General features: G+C 59.5%; 12 protein-coding genes, 1 tRNA gene and 1 pseudogene. 9 read left to right on the plus strand and 5 right to left on the minus strand.

Annotated elements, in window-relative coordinates:
- Positions 1-22 precede the first annotated feature (22 nt).
- The 8 genes and pseudogenes from V0R37_RS10370 (at position 23) to V0R37_RS10405 (ending at position 5,953) form a co-directional block, all read left to right on the plus strand.
- Positions 23-107 (plus strand) — tRNA-Leu (locus V0R37_RS10370).
- Between the two features lie 142 nt (positions 108-249).
- Positions 250-804: pseudogene (locus tag V0R37_RS10375) on the plus strand (site-specific integrase); the annotation flags it as partial.
- A 248-nt stretch (positions 805-1,052) separates the two neighbouring features.
- Positions 1,053-1,922: a recombinase family protein gene (locus V0R37_RS10380; protein WP_489685800.1), complete on the plus strand. Its 870-nt coding sequence runs from the start codon at positions 1,053-1,055 to the stop codon at positions 1,920-1,922.
- Positions 1,909-2,235 carry a hypothetical protein gene (locus V0R37_RS10385; protein ID WP_420374428.1) on the plus strand — a complete coding sequence of 109 codons (327 nt, stop codon included), beginning with the start codon at positions 1,909-1,911 and terminating at the stop codon, positions 2,233-2,235. Before V0R37_RS10380 ends, V0R37_RS10385 begins: the two co-directional genes overlap by 14 nt.
- A 239-nt stretch (positions 2,236-2,474) precedes the next feature.
- Positions 2,475-3,044, plus strand: coding sequence for a recombinase family protein (locus tag V0R37_RS10390; RefSeq protein ID WP_420374429.1), 570 nt, complete (start codon positions 2,475-2,477; stop codon positions 3,042-3,044).
- A 47-nt stretch (positions 3,045-3,091) separates the two neighbouring features.
- Positions 3,092-3,982, plus strand: a complete 891-nt coding sequence (locus V0R37_RS10395; RefSeq protein WP_420374430.1) for a sce7726 family protein — start codon at positions 3,092-3,094, stop codon at positions 3,980-3,982.
- Between the two features lie 7 nt (positions 3,983-3,989).
- On the plus strand, positions 3,990-4,925 hold the full coding sequence (locus tag V0R37_RS10400; protein WP_420374431.1) for a sce7725 family protein: 936 nt from the start codon (positions 3,990-3,992) through the stop codon (positions 4,923-4,925).
- Between the two features lie 5 nt (positions 4,926-4,930).
- Complete coding sequence (locus V0R37_RS10405; protein ID WP_420374432.1) at positions 4,931-5,953, plus strand: RES family NAD+ phosphorylase; 1,023 nt, start codon at positions 4,931-4,933, stop codon at positions 5,951-5,953.
- Positions 5,954-6,122: 169 nt separating this feature from the next.
- Here V0R37_RS10405 and V0R37_RS10410 read toward each other — a convergent pair whose 3' ends face one another.
- Positions 6,123-7,547, minus strand: coding sequence for a hypothetical protein (locus V0R37_RS10410; protein WP_420374433.1), 1,425 nt, complete (start codon positions 7,545-7,547; stop codon positions 6,123-6,125).
- Positions 7,548-8,031: 484 nt separating this feature from the next.
- Between V0R37_RS10410 and V0R37_RS10415 the strand changes: the two genes are divergently transcribed.
- Positions 8,032-9,561 (plus strand): hypothetical protein, encoded by a 1,530-nt coding sequence (locus V0R37_RS10415; protein ID WP_420374434.1) that lies wholly within the window; start codon positions 8,032-8,034, stop codon positions 9,559-9,561.
- A 644-nt stretch (positions 9,562-10,205) separates the two neighbouring features.
- Here the strand turns inward: V0R37_RS10415 and V0R37_RS10420 are convergent.
- From V0R37_RS10420 to V0R37_RS10435, 4 genes are read right to left on the minus strand one after another with little or no spacing between them, the layout of a single operon-like run.
- Positions 10,206-14,156: a cobaltochelatase subunit CobN gene (locus V0R37_RS10420; RefSeq protein ID WP_420374435.1), complete on the minus strand. Its 3,951-nt coding sequence runs from the start codon at positions 14,154-14,156 to the stop codon at positions 10,206-10,208.
- Positions 14,143-14,499, minus strand: a complete 357-nt coding sequence (locus V0R37_RS10425; RefSeq protein WP_420374436.1) for a DUF2149 domain-containing protein — start codon at positions 14,497-14,499, stop codon at positions 14,143-14,145. Before V0R37_RS10425 ends, V0R37_RS10420 begins: the two co-directional genes overlap by 14 nt.
- On the minus strand, positions 14,496-15,050 hold the full coding sequence (locus V0R37_RS10430; protein ID WP_420374437.1) for a MotA/TolQ/ExbB proton channel family protein: 555 nt from the start codon (positions 15,048-15,050) through the stop codon (positions 14,496-14,498). The genes V0R37_RS10425 and V0R37_RS10430 overlap by 4 nt, the downstream gene beginning before the upstream one ends.
- Positions 15,051-15,052: 2 nt before the next feature.
- Positions 15,053-17,194: a TonB-dependent receptor gene (locus V0R37_RS10435; RefSeq protein WP_420374438.1), complete on the minus strand. Its 2,142-nt coding sequence runs from the start codon at positions 17,192-17,194 to the stop codon at positions 15,053-15,055.
- Positions 17,195-17,242: the final 48 nt, after the last annotated feature.

Below are 17,242 nucleotides of genomic sequence, written 5' to 3' on the forward strand. Positions count from 1 at the left end.
CTGCGGCGCGACATGCTCGATTGCCCGGGTGGTGAAATTGGTAGACGCAGGGGACTCAAAATCCCCCGCCGCAAGGCGTGCCGGTTCGATTCCGGCCCCGGGCACCATTCAAAAATCCCTAGTATTTACAAGCATCTAGCGCGATTTTTTGTCTTGCCCTGACACCAGGGGATTATCCAAGTTTGTGAGCCAGGTACAGTTTCGGTACAGTGGCGAAGCACCGAGTGTACTTTCGGAGCTTTAACACGCATGGCTACTATCGTTAAGACCCCCTCTGGTACCTGGAAAGCCGTCATTCGCAAGACCGGCTGGCCGACTTCGTCTAAAACATTCAGAACCAAGCGGGATGCTGAGGACTGGGCGCGCCGGACGGAGGATGAGATGGTACGCGGGGTCTACATCCAGCGAGCTCCCGGTGAGCGCATGACACTTGAGTCGGCACTGACACGCTACCTACGGGAAGTCACGCCTTCCAAGCGGGAATCGACACGCGCCTCTGAGCACAAAAAAGCTCAGCCTCTGCTGAAGCACCTTGGGAAATACTCACTAGCCGCCCTGAGCGCCGATATCGTGGCGCAGTACCGCGACATGCGCCTGGCCGGCGACCCAGACGAGAACGGCAAACTGGTTCCGCGCAGCAATAACACCGTCCGCCTGGAACTCGCGTTGCTGAGCCACCTGTACACAATCGCCATCAAGGAATGGGGGCTCGGCCTGCCTTTCAATCCCGTCTCCCAGATTCGACGCCCTGCTCCCGGCGCTGGTCGCAATCGTCGTCTAACGCCTGTAGAGAACAAGCGGCTGCCCGCCAATCGCGTCATGAGATCTATGCGTTCATGAAAAATCACGACGACCAATGCGGGCGCTCGCTCGCGTGGCAGGCAAATTAGCACATACGTAGTTGAGAAGCCACCGCCTGCCTAGCGGCGCTGAAGTTGTCTTGAAAGCTCAATAGGGCCGGCAGAATGCGCTAGGCGCATATAAATCGGGGTTAAAACATCGAGCCGGGCCAGCTAAGATAGGCACATTAGCCTATACCCAAAGGAGCTGGCATGAATACAAAGAAGGCCCGGCGCGTCGGTTCGATATTGGCCGGAATCGCACACGAGGCGGGCCGGCTAACCGATGCCGAGGCCGAAAGCTTCGACGATCTGCGCGACAAGATGCCGGCCGAGCCGATGAGGTTTGACGACGACCCTGTCCTCAAAGTCGCCCGCGTCTATCTGCGCGTCAGCACTGACGCGCAGGACCTGGAGCGTCAAGAAAGCATCATCGAGGCCGCGCGGACGGCCGGCTACTACGTTGCCGGTGTCTACCGCGAGAAGGCATCTGGTGCCCGTCCTGATCGGCCTGAGCTGCTGCGTATGATCGCAGACCTAGATCCGGGCGAGGTGGTCATTGCGGAGAAAATCGACCGTATCAGCCGCTTGCCGCGCGCCGAGGCCGAGCGTCTGGTTGACGCGATTCGGGGCAAGGGCGCTCGCCTGGCCGTTCCCGGTGTGGTGGACCTGTCCGAGCTGACCGCCGAGGCAAAAGGCGTCGCCAAGGTCGTGCTGGAATCGGTTCAGGACATGCTTTTGAAGCTCGCCCTACAGATGGCCCGCGATGACTACGAGGACCGCCGCGAGCGTCAGCGCCAGGGTATTGAGCTTGCGAAGGGGGCAGGCAAGTACCGGGGACGTCGTGCCGATCCAAAGCGCCGCGCCCAGGTGATCGCGTTGCGCCGCTCCGGCCATAGCATCACCAGGACGGCCGAGTTGGCCGGCTACAGCCCGGCTCAGGTTAAACGGATATGGGCCGAGGTCAGCCAGGCCGAGGCGGAACGCATGGGGGCTTTTCAAGAAGACGCATTGACCGAGAGGGACGCCTTGGCGTCCATTGGCGAGGATAAACGCCGGGGGAAAGAGCATGACGACGCCTAAGAGCCACGGGCAACAGGGTCAGCACGCCATTGTGCTCGCACGTTCCTCGTCCAACTTCATGAGCGAGGGTAGGGGCGATCACGACCAAGCCGACCGGAAGATGATGATAAATGAGCCTCGGGAGCTGACGCCGGCTGAGATCGAGGCGCTACGCGAGGACATGGGCCGGTCTATCGGATGGGCACAAGCTGAGCTGAAACGCCGGCAAGTCATGGAGCTATCCCGAGACGAGCTGGTCGAACTGCGCCGGGACATGGCAGGGTCATCGGCCTGGATACGGGCCGAGCTGGCCGCGCGAAAATCGAGGAAGTAGGAACGTGGTGTTTCTCATGGCATTGGATTGCGTGGCACATCCGTTCACAGTCATTTTTGGGTTGCACAATCCAGAAAGCGCAGCGCTGGAGCGACGTTGCGGCGAAGCAGTTTGTGCTGCAAAAGCTGTTCACAAAACGGTGGTTTTCTGAACATTCTGTAATGCCCTGATTTGGGGTCGCCGAATCGGTTGTTGGCTGTTAATATACTCGTCAACTTTTCAATGTTCTGATTCCGTCAATGAATCAACGCATAGGATACGCCCGGGTATCGACCGATGACCAGCACCTAGACCTGCAACGCGACGCGCTTACGCAGGCTGGGTGCAGTGTGATCTACGAGGAGGCGACCAGCGGTAAGAGCGCGATCCGTCTGGAGCTTGATCAGTGTCGGAAGGCGCTCCGAGCAGGGGATACTCTTGTAGTCTGGAGGCTAGACCGGCTCGGTCGCAGTTTGCCCGATCTGGTGCAAATCGTGGCCGACCTTAAGCGGCAAGGCGTGGGCTTTGAGAGTTTGACGGAGAAGATCGAAACAGGCAGTGCGGCGGGCAAGTTGGTTTTCCATGTCTTCGCAGCATTGGCCGAATTCGAGCGTGGCTTGATCCGGGAGCGCACCCAGGCTGGGCTAGCTGCTGCTCGTGCTCGAGGCCGAGCCGGTGGTCGTAGGCCGAAACTGGACGAACAGCAGGTGCGTGAAATCAAGGTGTTGTTGCGCGACCCTGGCATTCAGGTAGCTGATGTGGCTCGTCGTTATGGCGTGTCTCGAACCACCTTGTATAAGCACGTGGGCGTCATCGCTCCAAGGCAATGAGGACACAGGATGCCTACAAAAGAAATCCGCACGGTTCAGGTGGGGGAATGAAGAATTACAGCGCAGCGGAACTTTCCGCTTTGACTCGGCTGTTCTCCGCCACCGTTTTCCGTGAAATGGCGAAGAAAGGCCGATCCGGCTTATTCAGTCGGTTGCTCGGGCAAACCGAGCTGATCGGGCATGTTGGTCCGTCCGCGACTGTTGGTGACACTTTCGACTCTGCGTTTGATATTCTGAAAATCGCGGGGCACCGTGACGAATATATCTATCGAGCAGCGATCAGTCAGAAGATTCTGATGGGAACACATTCGCTCCGTACTGCATCGATGCTCAATGAATTTCGTGTTGGTAGCTGCAAAGCTGATCTCGTCATCTTGAATGGCACTGCGACCGTCTATGAGATTAAGTCGGAGCGGGATTCGCTTGCACGGCTTGTCAATCAGGTCGAGAACTACAAGCGAGTTTTCGCCAAAGTGAATGTGATCGCGAGTGAGGACCATATCGAAGGTGTACTGGATACGATTCCGGACGATGTGGGGGTGATGTGTCTTTCCAAGCGCTATCGGATTACAACGGTGCGCGAAGCGGTCGACTGTCCGGCGCGAATCTGTCCGGTGACTGTGTTCGAGTCGTTGCGCATGGCCGAAGGCATCGCAATCTTGCAGGCGATGGGCGTGGGGATACCGGAGCTTCCCAATACGCAGAAGCACGCTGCGATGCGTGATCTCTTCGCCAGGCTTGACCCGATTACGCTACATGTAGAGATGGTGCGGACGCTCAAGCGGACTCGTGATCTTGCACCGCTCGGCGACTTTGTCGACCGGTTACCTAAATCCTTGCAGGCTGCGGCGTTGTCGATATCGGTGCGCCGTTCAGATCATTCGAGACTGATTGACGCTATAGCGACCCCGCTACGTGCGGCCATGACTTGGAGTTGACCGACGTATGTACCATCCCTATGTTCGCGGAAAACAATTTGAACTCATCACGATCCGCGAGATGGCAAAGTTGCTCGCCGAAAAGAATTTCGTGCCCGTGATTGAGCCTGTGCGCGAGTCGCTCGGCGGCCTTAAGAAGACCTTGAGTGCGGTATGTGATGCCGGTGGGCGCGCAATTGTTATTGTGAATCCCTACCACGGGGACCATCAGGAAGACGGAGCGAGCATCACAGGTCTTCTACAAGAAGGCTTTAAGGACGTTGACAATATTTCCGCTGGCATCTTGCTGCGGAGTGACATGACAGTGGAGGAAGTAATGGCCTGCCATGGCCAACATGCCAATCACCGTCCTGTTCTTATCCACGCGGGTTTCACCGAACCCAAGGCTTTGGCGGCTGAACTGGAGGACAGCATGTCCGGCCTCACCAACGTCTTCATTGAAGATCATGCCAAGCTGCTCTATCGGAAACATTTCGATCAGAGCACTCGCATTCTCGTGCGTGATGGGTTTAAGCGGCTGCGCAATGCCGATTATCCTGCGATGGAGGAGTTCTCTGATCTTCATGTTACCTATGACGACCTTGGCATGACTGGCTTTGGAGATTTTCTGGTTGTCGGCGACGTCTACAGCGAGGGTGGAGGTCCTGCCTATGCCGTAGCAATCCATCTGACCTTCATTGACCCTGACAAGGATGATGTCATGTACATCTATCATTTCGTCTCGGACACGAAGGACACGCCGACTGACCCTGCTGGGAAATTCGCTCAGGCGTTGACGAAATTGATAAAGAAATTGGACAGCGGAACCTCCCACATTCTTGAGACAAACGCGATCAAGGAGCTCCGTGACTTCCACGCTAAGGGCCATTTCCCCGGTCTTGGCTACGTCAAAAAGCTCTCGATGAAACATCACATTGAGACCCTTGCCAACTATCTTGGCTGAGCCACATGGCAAAGCGTTTTTGCTGCCCGGAATGCTTCGATGATCGTGCCTTGCGCGATCAGCTTTTCCCCTCGCTCGATCCTGGTCATGGGACATGCGATTTCTGCGGAACCACAGATACCCAGCTTGTGGAGCCAAGCAAGCTTGCGAACTATTTCGAGCTGCTAGTCAATGTCTACGAGCCGAGTGAGGATGGGAAATCGCTGGTGGAGTGGATGAAGGACGACTGGCAACTCTTCAGTCATCAGCGCATGGACATTGCCCACGCTAAAGAGCTTCTTGGCGAGATTCTCGATGACGGCGAGATCGTTCGGAGCAGTTTTTCTCCGTCGGCAAGTTATATCAGCGAAGGACTGGCGCAGTGGGACAAGTTGCGCGACGAGATGATGTATGCCAATCGCTGGTTCCTCGATGTTGCCATTGATCTGGATCGTCTCCGCCAACTGCTCGACATGCTATTGGCGCCGAAATTGCCCCAACAATGGTATCGTGCGCGAATTCGTACCGAGGATAAGGGTTTCCCGGTCGAAGAAATGGGAGCACCACCGAAGCGGCGCTCGTCACATGGCAGGGCCAATCCGGCGGGTATCCCTTACCTTTATTTGGGGTCGCTTCCCGATACGGCCGTTGCTGAGATAAGACCTCATACCGGCGAATTCGCTTGTGTTGCGGATTTCACTATCCCCGAGATCAAGGCTGTGGACTTGCGCAATCCGCGCAAGCTCGTGTCGCCTTTCATCCTGACCGACGCGAGTGAGATCGGCCAGCTGCGTGCCGACTTGCCTTTTCTTGAACGCCTAGGTGATGAGTTGACGCGACCAGTTCAGCCGACGGGGGCGGCGATTGACTACATTCCGAGCCAATATCTTTGTGAATTCATTAAGAAGAGTGGCTTTGACGGAGTCGTCTATCGTAGTTCCGTTAGCGACGGCATCAATCTCGCGTTGTTTAACCCCACGCAGGCGGTTGGTGGGAGCGTGATGCTCTACAACGTGGCTAAGGTATCGGTCCAGGTAGCTGTCACCTAAGAAATCTTTGCGCTAGCGCATCATTGGCCCTGGCCGCTGTCCTGTCATCAAACTTGGCAGATATCTCAACCACCAATGAACAAATGCTCGTCCCCTGTACCTCGGCATTCATGTGCCGATTTTCCGGGTACAAGATGAGGGCTGGGGGGATCCGAGCGCGCGGGCAATGTCATCGCGTGCGGCTTCGATTAGTGCTGGGTCGCTGCTGCTTCTCCCGTTTACGCTGCAACGCTCGACGCTGCTGCCGGCTCATGCCTTCAAATGCAGGATCGGGAGGGAAGCTGCTTGCGGGAATAGATGTGGTTTTCAATTCGAGGGGTTTTTGCAGAACTTCGAAATTCTCGCGATCCACGCGCAAGTTCTCGATTAATTCCGGTGTCCATTCTAGCTGCGGATAGGCAACGAGATCCTCCGAATCGCCTGTATCGGAGATCGCCATCACAGCGATTCCAGTGCAGAGTTTCAGATCGCGGTCGTCGTGTAAGGCTGCGAGGCAATATGTCTGCAACATAGTTGCCCTGACACGGCGATAATCTTCCTGCGCCATTGTGTTGGCGCCGGCGAGAACAAGAAAGACATAGGCTACCTTTTCACCCGTGGACCGATCACGTGTCACGACGATGCGGGCAAGCCGTTCCATCTTCTGCGCTTCGAGTGATTCCCGCGCACCGATGATCGCCTCAGCGAGCACTCGCCGCTGCACACGGTCTTCTCTCGCCATAATCCGAAGTGCCCGTTCCGCAAATTCGACGGTTGGATCGGTGTCTAGGATTCGGAATTGGGTGTCGTTCAGGACCCCGTGGGTGAAAAGACCTATCAGCCTGTCCCACTCATACGAAATACGGTTCGCCGTCCGTCGCCTTTGATACTCTGGGGAGCGGACGAGATAGGCATATTCGCCCTGCACAAATGCTATCGCCGTGTCCCCATCCGCGTTGGCGCCCTTCACATCCGAAATCATAGGGAATCGATGCTCCCCGTTCGGCTCCGTCATCAACAGATAGTTAGCCACTAGCTCAGCTTCACTAGGTGAGAACGACAGCTTTCCCGATCGAATGAGATCTGCACGCGCATTGAGGTATCTCGTGAAGTCGGTAATTGTGTCGAATTCCGACATGACGATATCAAGGGCTGCCATGTTGAACACATGGACGAAGGGACCATTAGGATCGACGTCGCCAACGCAGAAAGGCCAATGGAGCGGCAGAGTGAAGTCAATATGATCCTTTCCGCGAAGGTGAGGCACGATCATGAATGTACCGTCCGGGTCATTGAAGTAGGCTGAAGCAGCTTGCTCTCCGCCGGAGGCAATGCAGATGCCATGGACGCGCCTTTGCCCGACCGATGGCAACTTCAGCGGGATCGGTTGTTCGCATTTGCCATCCGCAAATATCGTTTGCGGATTCGTTTTTAGCCAGCGATCCGCCTTGCGAATCTGCTCGGCGGATTCCCCGATCGCCCGGTTGTACCAGCGTTTCCATGCGAGTTCAAAAGGGGCATCCGGCCACGCGATATGCTTGTCACTAAACATCAGCACATCGTCACCGCAGACAACAAGAAGGTCACATAGCTCCTTACCTGCCTTCTTGAACACGTTAGGCCAGGACCAGAGGTCGAGAAACGTATCATCAGCCAGCTTAGCTAGATACTGCTCGGTGGGCGTGAGACCTAGGGCTTTCTTTATGGGTGGAATGGTGGTTACCTAGAGTATTTGTTGAAACAGTTGGTATTATTATCCAACGACGCTTGCACGGTGCAAAACCGATCGCTTCGTGCCTACTTCTTTTCTCTTGCTCAGGAGGATCAACGGCGGAAGGCGATGCCTTTATTTTGGGATTGGGGCAGGATATGTCTAGTGGCGGCAGGTATAAAACGGAGGTGGAGCCTATGCCGGCATTGCCCGGTCACAAGATGATCGGAACCTATGTTCCCGCCGAGTGGTTTGAGGCGTGGGCATGGCCGAACGGCTGTAAGGCTGTGACCCTGCGTCGCTTGATCACGACGGCCATAGAAGGAGAGCCGGAAGGGCTGCACCGTGCAAGACTTGGCCGGTCGGCCCTCATCCCCGTAGGTGATCAATGACAGCCGCGCTTACGCCGGAAGAGCTCGGCGACGTGGGAGAGGATTTGTTTCGGACGCTGTGCTCTCAGGCACGATTGACCGCCAATAAGAGCGACCGAGATCGGACTGGCTGGGACTTTCGCGTCGAGTTTCCGATCGCCGCAGTGGCTGGGATGACCCTTGATCAAAGATCGCCTCGCGTGTGTCAAATCCAAATCAAGACCACTGCTGGCGAAAGCGGCAGTCGGGTCGTCGCAAAGTTGTCCGCGATCGAACGCCTGGCAAAAGATGTGGCTCCTGCTGCGGTTGTCGTGATGCGAATGCGGTCCGATGGCTCTCCTATCGCTGGCTATATGATCCACCTTATCGGCGACGAACTTGCTCGCGTCCTACGGAGTCTGCGACGCGCGGAGGCTAAGGGTCGAAAGGACATCAATCGGATGTCCATTTCATTCGACTATCGCAAGGGCAGGCGTTTCGAACTCACGGCGGGGGGACTCGGTCAGGCCTTGTCGGAGGTGTGCGAGGAAGATGTTGCCGCCTACGCCGAGCGGAAGCGGAACCAACTCGCGAATCTTGGCTACGAGGGTGGCGGTATCGAAGCCGAAGCCTTGATGTGGGTCGAAAGCAAGGACCACCTGATCAAAGTCCTCTCTGGCTTGGCTCCGATGAAGCCTCTGCAGATGCGAGCATTCGATCGGCGTTTCGGCATTCGTGTACCGTATCAAGGAACATTACTCGACGGCATCGAGGAGTTCCCAATCGAGCTGCCCGGTGTGGGGCCTTGCGAGATAGTCATTCGTAACGGGCCACGAAGGCCGGCTGCCTTGTTTCGGTGTGAGGCGTCTGTTCCTCCGCCGATTGATGGCGCGCCGCTGCTCGTGATCCGACACGATGCGCTTACCGTGCTGTTCAAGGAGGACCGGCTTGAGTTTCAGAGCAGCGGCGCGGTCAATGGCGACGAGCGCGACCTCGAAGCCTGGACCTTGCTGCTCCGCGGTCTGAGCTACCTTGCCAGCGGGACGGCAACGATCGAACTTGAGTGGCGGGGGATCCGTATGCCTCCGGTAGCCATTCCCGAAGGGGGGCTGACTGGTCCCCATATTGATGCGCTCCCATGGCTGCTCGAGTTCGTAGAGCGCTGGGGCGAAGCGCTTAGCCTTGCCGGCGTGGTACCGGGGTCGGCCTTTTTACTCGATGACATCTGGAAGGCACGCGCCGCCCAAATGGCTCTCGATATGATGTTCAGCCGGGAGCCACGTGCCCGTCTTGAATTCGACGTGATTGAAGGGGCCGAAGGAGAGCAATCGCTTGATGCGCTCTATTTCAACTCGGTGACATTCGCCGGTTCGACGATCACCTTCGCGGTCAAAGTCACGCTCTCGCGCGAGAGCGCATCCTCGATGGCCTTTGTCTCATCCCGGTTCGATATGCTCGATATCCGGCCCGGCGTCACCGACCTAAGTGGCTATGGGGCTGAGCTCGCGTTTGAGAACGACATTGCAGTTGTGATTAACCCGAGTAATCTTACGGTCGATGACCGATAGTCAAGTCAGGATCAGTGCCGATCACGGCTACGGATTGCGAGAATGAAACTCACTCATCTATACATGGTATTTTTAATGGTATTGAACGACTTTTAATTACTAACTTTTTGAAAAATAAGAGTTTTTAGTTATTATTGATAATAGAGTGGAGATCATCAATAACAGCCAACCTCTTCTATGACCAGATAGGTAAGAACAAAGTAGTCCTGCCCATCTGCATAGGCCTATCTGGAATACGGCATATTGGATTTTGACTGTACCGAAGGTAGTCATTTCGGTACAGTACAGGTACACGAATCAGTTTTCGCTAACTTCACTAAGTTACGCTAACCAACTGATTAACAAATACTTTTATCTACCTCAAACTACTCTTAGCTTCGCCCCGCTTCCCTAGACAAACACTTTCGCACGCCAACTCAAAATCCCCCGCCGCAAGGCATGCCGGTTCGGTTCCGGCCCCGCACCGATTTTGGAGGGCCGTCTCTGTTTACACAGAGACGGCTTTTTATTTTTCGGATCTCTGTAAAGGAGTTTCGCGGCGCACCAGAGGACGTATCCTCATGGCATCCAGCCTCTAAGAAGTAAAGCCGGATTGCAACTGATGAACCACGCCGATCCAGCCTAACGAAAAGAAATCAAACACGCTACCAACGCGGTCGACGCCCCCACCCCGCCGCAACTAACACTGCCATAGCCAGCAGCCAGAGCCAAACCCCTTGCTGCACCGGTTGAACCGGCGTAGCGGCACGCGGCTCCAGCACATAACCCTCCACACTCACCAGCGACGCTTCAGCCGGTACCGCTGCGGCACCCGGCGCCGCCACGACAGGGGCCGCGCCGGAGCCGGGCGCGGGCTGTTCCATCTTCACAAGTTCCGTGGCCTGGCACGAAGGCAACGCACAATCCGACCCATGCCGGGCTATGCTTTCGGCCAGCGCCTGCTCCAGTTGCGTACGATCGGCCTCATTGGTCCGCCAGGCACCGCGTTCGATGGCATCCAGCAAAGTTTCCAGCAGATGCTGCCGCGCATGCGGGTTGTGCTGCTCAAAGTAAGCTTCCAGATCCAGACCGTACTTGTCTTCGACATACACCGCCTTGACCTCGGCCCAGTCGGCGTCGGCGACGAGTTCCGGCGTGGTGACGTCCCACAGCAGCATGTGGGCGGGCAGATCGGCCATGTAGCGCGCGCCGTTGTAGCCGCTGTCCTGCATGGCGCGTATCCATTCGGGATTGAAGTAGCGCGATTGCAGCTCACGCCCGAAAGTGCGCGCCAGAGGTTCCAGGTGGGCCTGGCCGGCTTGCGAGGCTTTCAGGTCGGCGACGTAGTTGCTTACCTGGCGACCCGTATGCTCGCGTACCGCCATGCCGATGCCGCCCAGGTAGGCGGCCGGCATGCTGGTATCCAGCAGGCCATAGGCATTCGAGCTGCGGCTGAAGACGGCAGCCTCGACGGATGACAACTGGGCGACAAAGCCCGCCGCGTCGGCCGCACCGTCGTCGTTTTCGCCATAGGCATGGCCCAGCCTGTCCGTGTAAAGCTGCGACAGGCGGGCGTCACTCCATTCGGCGCCCGCACGAATGGCGAATTGCGTCGAAGGCGAATACGCGCCGGGCGCTGTCGAATAAATGCGCCGCTGTGATCTTTGTGCGGCCGTGTCGGCATCCAGGCCCTCAGCGCGCAGGCGCTGGGCCTGCGCCCGACTGTATAGAAAAACGGGGTTGTCGTCTTCGCGCGCTTGCGCGGCCAGCCTGGCGGCCTTGGCCAGCAGGGCGATCTTGTCGCGGAAGTGGTCGCGGTAGGTGCCCGAGGTCGTGATCAGCACATCCACGCGCGGCCGGCCCAGAGTTGCTCGATCATCCAGTGTCACATCGACAACTTCGCCGCGCGGATTCCACACTGGCCTGGCGCCCAGCAAGCGCAGAATCTGGGCTTCTATTGCCGCTTCGTTCTGCGTGGATTCACCGGACCACAACACGAAGGCCACCTTGCGCGGCATGGTGCCGTGTTCCTGGCGGTAAGTGTCGATCAACTCGTCGGCCAGCCGGGCGCCGATCTCCCAGGACTCGGGCGTCGGCAGGCGGCGCGTGGCCAGCGTATAGGGGTTGCGTCCCGGCGGCAAGGCGTCCGGATTGCGCACGGCGTCCGCCATGGGGCCTGGCTCGATGTAGCCGCCCGACAGTGCTTGCAACAAGGCATCCATTTCGCGGGGCGCGGCGGCGACGCGTGCCGCGTAGTCACGAATGCGGGCCAGTTGGCCGGGCGCCGCCTGGGCCACATCGCCTTGCAACACAGCGCTCACGGTTTCTTCGTCCGGCGCATCGGCATCATCGCCTGCCAGCATGGCGTGTACCCTGCCTGCGGTCGTGGCTTCGTCAGGCGCCTGGCCCAGCACGTGCCCGCCCACCGGCATGACGGCGGCCGCCACCTCGGCAAGATAACGGTCCAGCGCCGTTTCCAGCACCGGCCACGGGGCCGAGGCCGGATCGATACCCAGCGCTCGCTCGTGGGCCGACGCCGTGTCGCGCACGGCCTGCCGGGTCGCCTCCCGCTCCGGGCCGGATGCCGCCGTCCTGGCCAAGTCATCACGCAAGTCCGCCAGCGCCGGCCGCAAGCCGCCCTGCATCAACGGCGGCATGAAGCCCAGCGTCACTGCCTGGGCACGCCGCTTGTTGCCGATGCCGCCGTTGGCCTGCAATGGCGTGGGCTGTATATGCGGCAAGCCGCCGATCAACGTCCCTATCCAATCGTCGCGCGCGGGCCCCTGCTGCTTGCCCGGCATGAGTGAAAGCTGGGTGAAGAACGGCACATAGGCGTCAGCGTGCCAGCCTCGAGCCATCCATAAGTAGAAGGCAATGTATTGATGGTGCGGCGGCAAGGCGCCTGTGGAAGACAAGGCTCCCTCATCTTGCAGATACCCCCAGACAGGATGCGGGGCCAGCGCCACCTTGCCAAAGCGCAGCAGGGGGATGACGATGGAACGCGCGCCCGTCTCATCGACGTGCACCATCAATCTGCCCGGCGGCGGCCCCCAGCGCGCCTCGGTCTGCTCGCGCAGGGACTGCGGCAATTGCCCATACCACTGCCGATACCGCGCCTCGGGAATAGCCACGGCGTTGCCCTCTTTCAGACGGCGGTCCAATTCTGCCTGCGCGTTCGCCGCCTGCGTATCCTCTTCACCCCGATGGCCGGCGGCGCCCCACATGCCCGCGCTGACATTCGTGCCGTCGCGCGCCATGCGCCGCGCCAACTCTTGCGCATCGGGCAAGGGGCTCTCGCCGACGTCATAACCTTCGTCCCTGAGCCGGCGCAACAGCGCCGCCAGGCTGGCCTGGGCGTCCAGATAGGTATCGGGGTCGCTGCCGACGTCGGCCCGATCGGCCGCTTCGCTGTGATAAGTCACCACCAGGCGTTTGTCGGCGTTGGGCATCCGATGCAATCGCGCCCAGGCCATGGCCCGCTCCATGCGCCAGACCACCTGCCCCGGCAACGCTTCGTGCCGTACAGCGCCGTCGCCATGCACTACACGGGCGCCGATCATCATTGGCTCGACGATGCCACTGGCTTCGCTCATGGCCAGCTGGCCGCTGCGATCGGGCGCAAAGCCGCCCAGGTCCGCCCGCCACTCCTGCGGCGTGCGGCTATAGTCAGTCGTGCAATTGAGCACGGCGACGCCAAGCGCCTTGGCTTCATCTACCCCCGCACGATGGTCGGCGTAGTCGATCTGACTGGCGCACAGAATCAAGGCGTCGACCCCAGGCTGGCCATCCTTGCCTAGCAGGCTGCGCAGGGAATCGCGGCTGCCACTGCGCCAAAGCGCAACGGGCAGTCCGCCCTGGCGCTCTGTTTCCTCGATCAGCGCATCGATCACGGCGGTGTTGCCGGCCAGCGCCAGGCTGCGGTAGAACACAATGCCCACACGCGGGCGTCCGGCGGCGTCGGCATGACGCTGGCCCATCCAGTCCAGATAGGCTTGCAGATCGGTAAAGCCCTGGGGATGGCTGGGGTGATAATAGGCGTGGTCGGCGTATTCGACCGGCGCGGCAACCGGCCTGTCCAGGTCCAGCAGCCGCGCGCCCAGATAGTCGAACAGGCGGGTGTAGTTGTCCGCGGTGGCGTTGCGCCAATACTTGATGGCGTCCGGCACCGAGGCCGGGTCCACATTGCCGCGCACCCATTCATGGCCGTTCAGCACCAGCACCTTCGTATGCCGCGCGGCTTCGTCCAGGCGCGCACGATATTGCGCCAGCCTGGGGCCTATGCCTTCGACGACGACGAGATCGTAGCCGGCCAAGTCCGCCTCGTTCACCGAAGGCAAATGCCCGCCTCCCAGGCCGAACAGGTCGATCCGCATGGCAGGCGCCCGGCGCGCCGCCGCCTCGCGCATCAATGTGGGCTGCTGCGCCAGTTCTATGGAAATCACGGCGATACGAGGACGGGAAGCTTGGGCCGCATTCGCCTGCATGGACCAAAGGCATAGCAAACACAGCAGGCAGAGCCATACGCACTCATCTCGCATCCGGCGACGGGCCAGGCGACCACCCCGTCCACGTGCGCCGGGGATGTTCAGATCGTGGATCATGTCAAGGCTTTCCATTCTCTGCTTCCGGCACGTACACAACCTGCCCGTCCGGCAGGCGGTAGGCCGTACCCAGGCGCTCGCCCTGCCCCGACAGCTTCCGGTCGGACACCCGCTCGACCTTGATCTGCTGCTGCTCTTTGCTTACGACCTCCAACTCGCCATCGGCGGTCATGCGGGTCAATGTCCAATTGGCGTCGGCGCTGAGCATATCGGTCGAGCCCATCACGGAAAACAACGCCAACGCCATTGCCACGATGAAGGCCAGGCTGGCATCGAACAGATTGGCCACGCCGGACAGCGGGTCGTCGTGACGGTTCGTGTCCAGCCGCGAACGGGTAAAGCGCAGACGTGGTCTCATGCGCCTTCCTTTGCACCAGCGGTCTCATGCGCGCGCAGCACGCGCTCGGCATGCAGGCGAATGTCGTCCAAGTCCTGGCGCAGCCAGCCTTCGCGCACCATCGCGATCATGTGCGCCACGACGCCGATCGCGATGCCGACAATGGTGGCGGAGAAGGCCACCACCATGTGCTCGGCCAAGGCGGGTAAGTCGCCGCGGGCCAGACCGCTCAGGCCGGCCGCCATCGGGATCAGCGTACCCATCAGGCCCAGTGAAGGACCGGCGCGCACGGCAAAGCGCACGCTGTTCAGGTTGCGCAGGCCGCCGTGCTCGGCTTGCGCCAGCAATTTCTCGATGCGAAGATCGGGATCGGCGGCCTCCTGGGCCGCCGCCGCGTCGATCAACCGCGTGAACCGACCCACCGCCGGCCTGTGCCCGCGCCAGCGGCTCGCCAAGCTGCGCAAAAACATGCCTAGTGCCACCAGCATCCAGGCCACCAGTGCCACCAGCAAAGCCAGCACCGGCTCGAACAGCAATTGAGAAACCTGCTCCAGTATGAACTTCAATGTCATGATTACAGAGTCCTTGTGTAGCGTAGGTAGAAAGCGCGGCCCGGCATGGTGTAGTCCGCCTTCTCGTAGTAGTCGCGGTCGAGCAGATTGGAGACGTCAAAGCGTAGCGTGTCATGACGCGTGAGCTTCCAGCGGGCGCTGAAATCCACAACCGTAAAGGGCTCGTTCTCGAACAGCCCGCCCTGACCGCCGGTATAGATGCGGCCCTGGCTGTTGTCGTTGTCGTAGCGCGCGTCCACATGGCGCGCCGTCAGCGTCGCCCACCATGCCTGGCCGTCGCTGACCGTCAGGGACACATTGCCCTTCCACTTGGCCACATTGCGTATCGGCACCGGGCCGCTGGCGTCGAAATCCTCCGCCTGTATCAGCCGCGTCAGACTGGAGGACAGGCCAACCCGACCAGCGGGCAGGCCGAACAGCCGCCCGGCATCGAGCGCCAGCCTGGCCTCGACACCGCGCATGCGAGAATCGTCAGCGTTCTCGTAGCTGCTGATGCGCTCAGTGGGCGATTCGCTGACGATGACCGAACGAATGCGGTCGCTGATGTTCGCCTGGAAGTAGGTCAGATCCGCGTCCAGATAGCCGTCGGCATAGCCCACGCCCAGATCCCAGCTTTTGCTGCGCTCGGGATTCAGGCCCGCATTGCCGATGCTGACGCGCCGCTGGATGCCCGCATACTCCACGTTCTCGCCCGCCAGCTCACTGCCTTGCGGCGGCGCGAAGGCCGTTCCGGCCGAACCATGCACGCGCCAATTGTCCGTCAGCTTGTAGACCACGCCGCCGCGCGGGTTGAAGCTGGTGAAGCTGGATGAGCCCGGGGTAAATGTGTCCTTGTCGGGCGTGACAAGCGTGCTGGCGTCAATCCAGTCCACCCTGCCGCCCAAGGTCAGGATCAGGCGATCGTCCAGCCACTTGCTGCCCCATTCGGCGAAAATTCCCCGACTGTCGCGCCGCTCGTTCGGGCTGTAAGGCGCCAGGCTCCCGCCTGCCGCATTGAAGGAAAAACGGTCGGCCTCGACGCGCTGCCAGTCCAGGCCATAGGTCAGCGTCATCCGTTCATTCAGGCTCCAGACGTCCTGCAATTGCAGGCCCGTGTAGCTTGACTCTGTACGACTGGAGCGATAGCGTGGCGCCCGCGCGGGCACGGTGATGTAGTTGTAGATCTCCCGGGAAGCATAGGCTACCGCCGTGATCTCGTGATCCCGCGGTGTCAGCGTGAGCCTGACATCACCCCCGAAACGGCTGGTTTCATTGGCCGATGCGTTGGGCGGATCGTAGCTGAGCGGTCCGGGTGCGTTGTTGTTCAGATCGGCCCAGTCCAGCGTCACATCCACCCTAACCATATCGGTCAGATCACTGCCCAGCCGCGCCTTGCCCGACACGCGACGGAAATCGCTGTTGGACCGCGTGTCGCCCCCACCTGTGCGAAAGTCGCCATGCTGGTTCACATAACCGACAGCCAGATCAAAATCCGTTCTGTCGGACAAGGAGCCTCCCAGCGCCACATCTGCCTGGCGGGTATCGAACGAGCCATAGCCCAGGCTTACGCTGCCACCGATGGGGCCGGTGGAACGGCGCGTGATGATGTTGACCACGCCGCCCATGGCTGACGCGCCATACAGAGACGATGCGGGTCCTTTTAGCACTTCGACGCGCTCGATGCTTTCGGGCGAAAGCGTGGTGAAGCTGGTTGAGCCCGAAGGCCGTCCATCTATCAAAATCAAGGTACGCGGATTGATGGTGAACTCGAAGTTCGGTCGCATGCCACGCAGGCCGACGCCAGCCAGACCGTTCGGATATTGGATGACGTCCACGCTGGCATTTTTCTTGAGCTGATCCAGAAAGGTATTGCCAACAGTCTCTTCCAGAACTTTGCCCTCGACAACCTCCATCGAAGATGCGACTTCGTCGCGACGCTGGGCATTGCGCGTTGCCGTCACCACGATCGAGTTCAATTCGACAGGCTGAGCCTGAGCGGAGAGGGCAATGTTTGGTTGCGGCGCAGCAGCCCGGCTCGCGCCTATCACCTTCGTGCCTGTCTCGGCGGCCTGCGCCCCAAAAGCGGCGCATAGTGCGGCGGCCAACGCCCCTACCCGCAACTCGATACCGATGCGCCGACGCGGTTCAGCGGCTTGCGTTGTCATGTAAGGCCCTTCAATTTTCAATAAAAGTGTTATGTTATAACATATCAA

It is taken from the genome of Pollutimonas rozaliensis (assembly GCF_048751585.1).
Lineage (GTDB): Bacteria > Pseudomonadota > Gammaproteobacteria > Burkholderiales > Burkholderiaceae_B.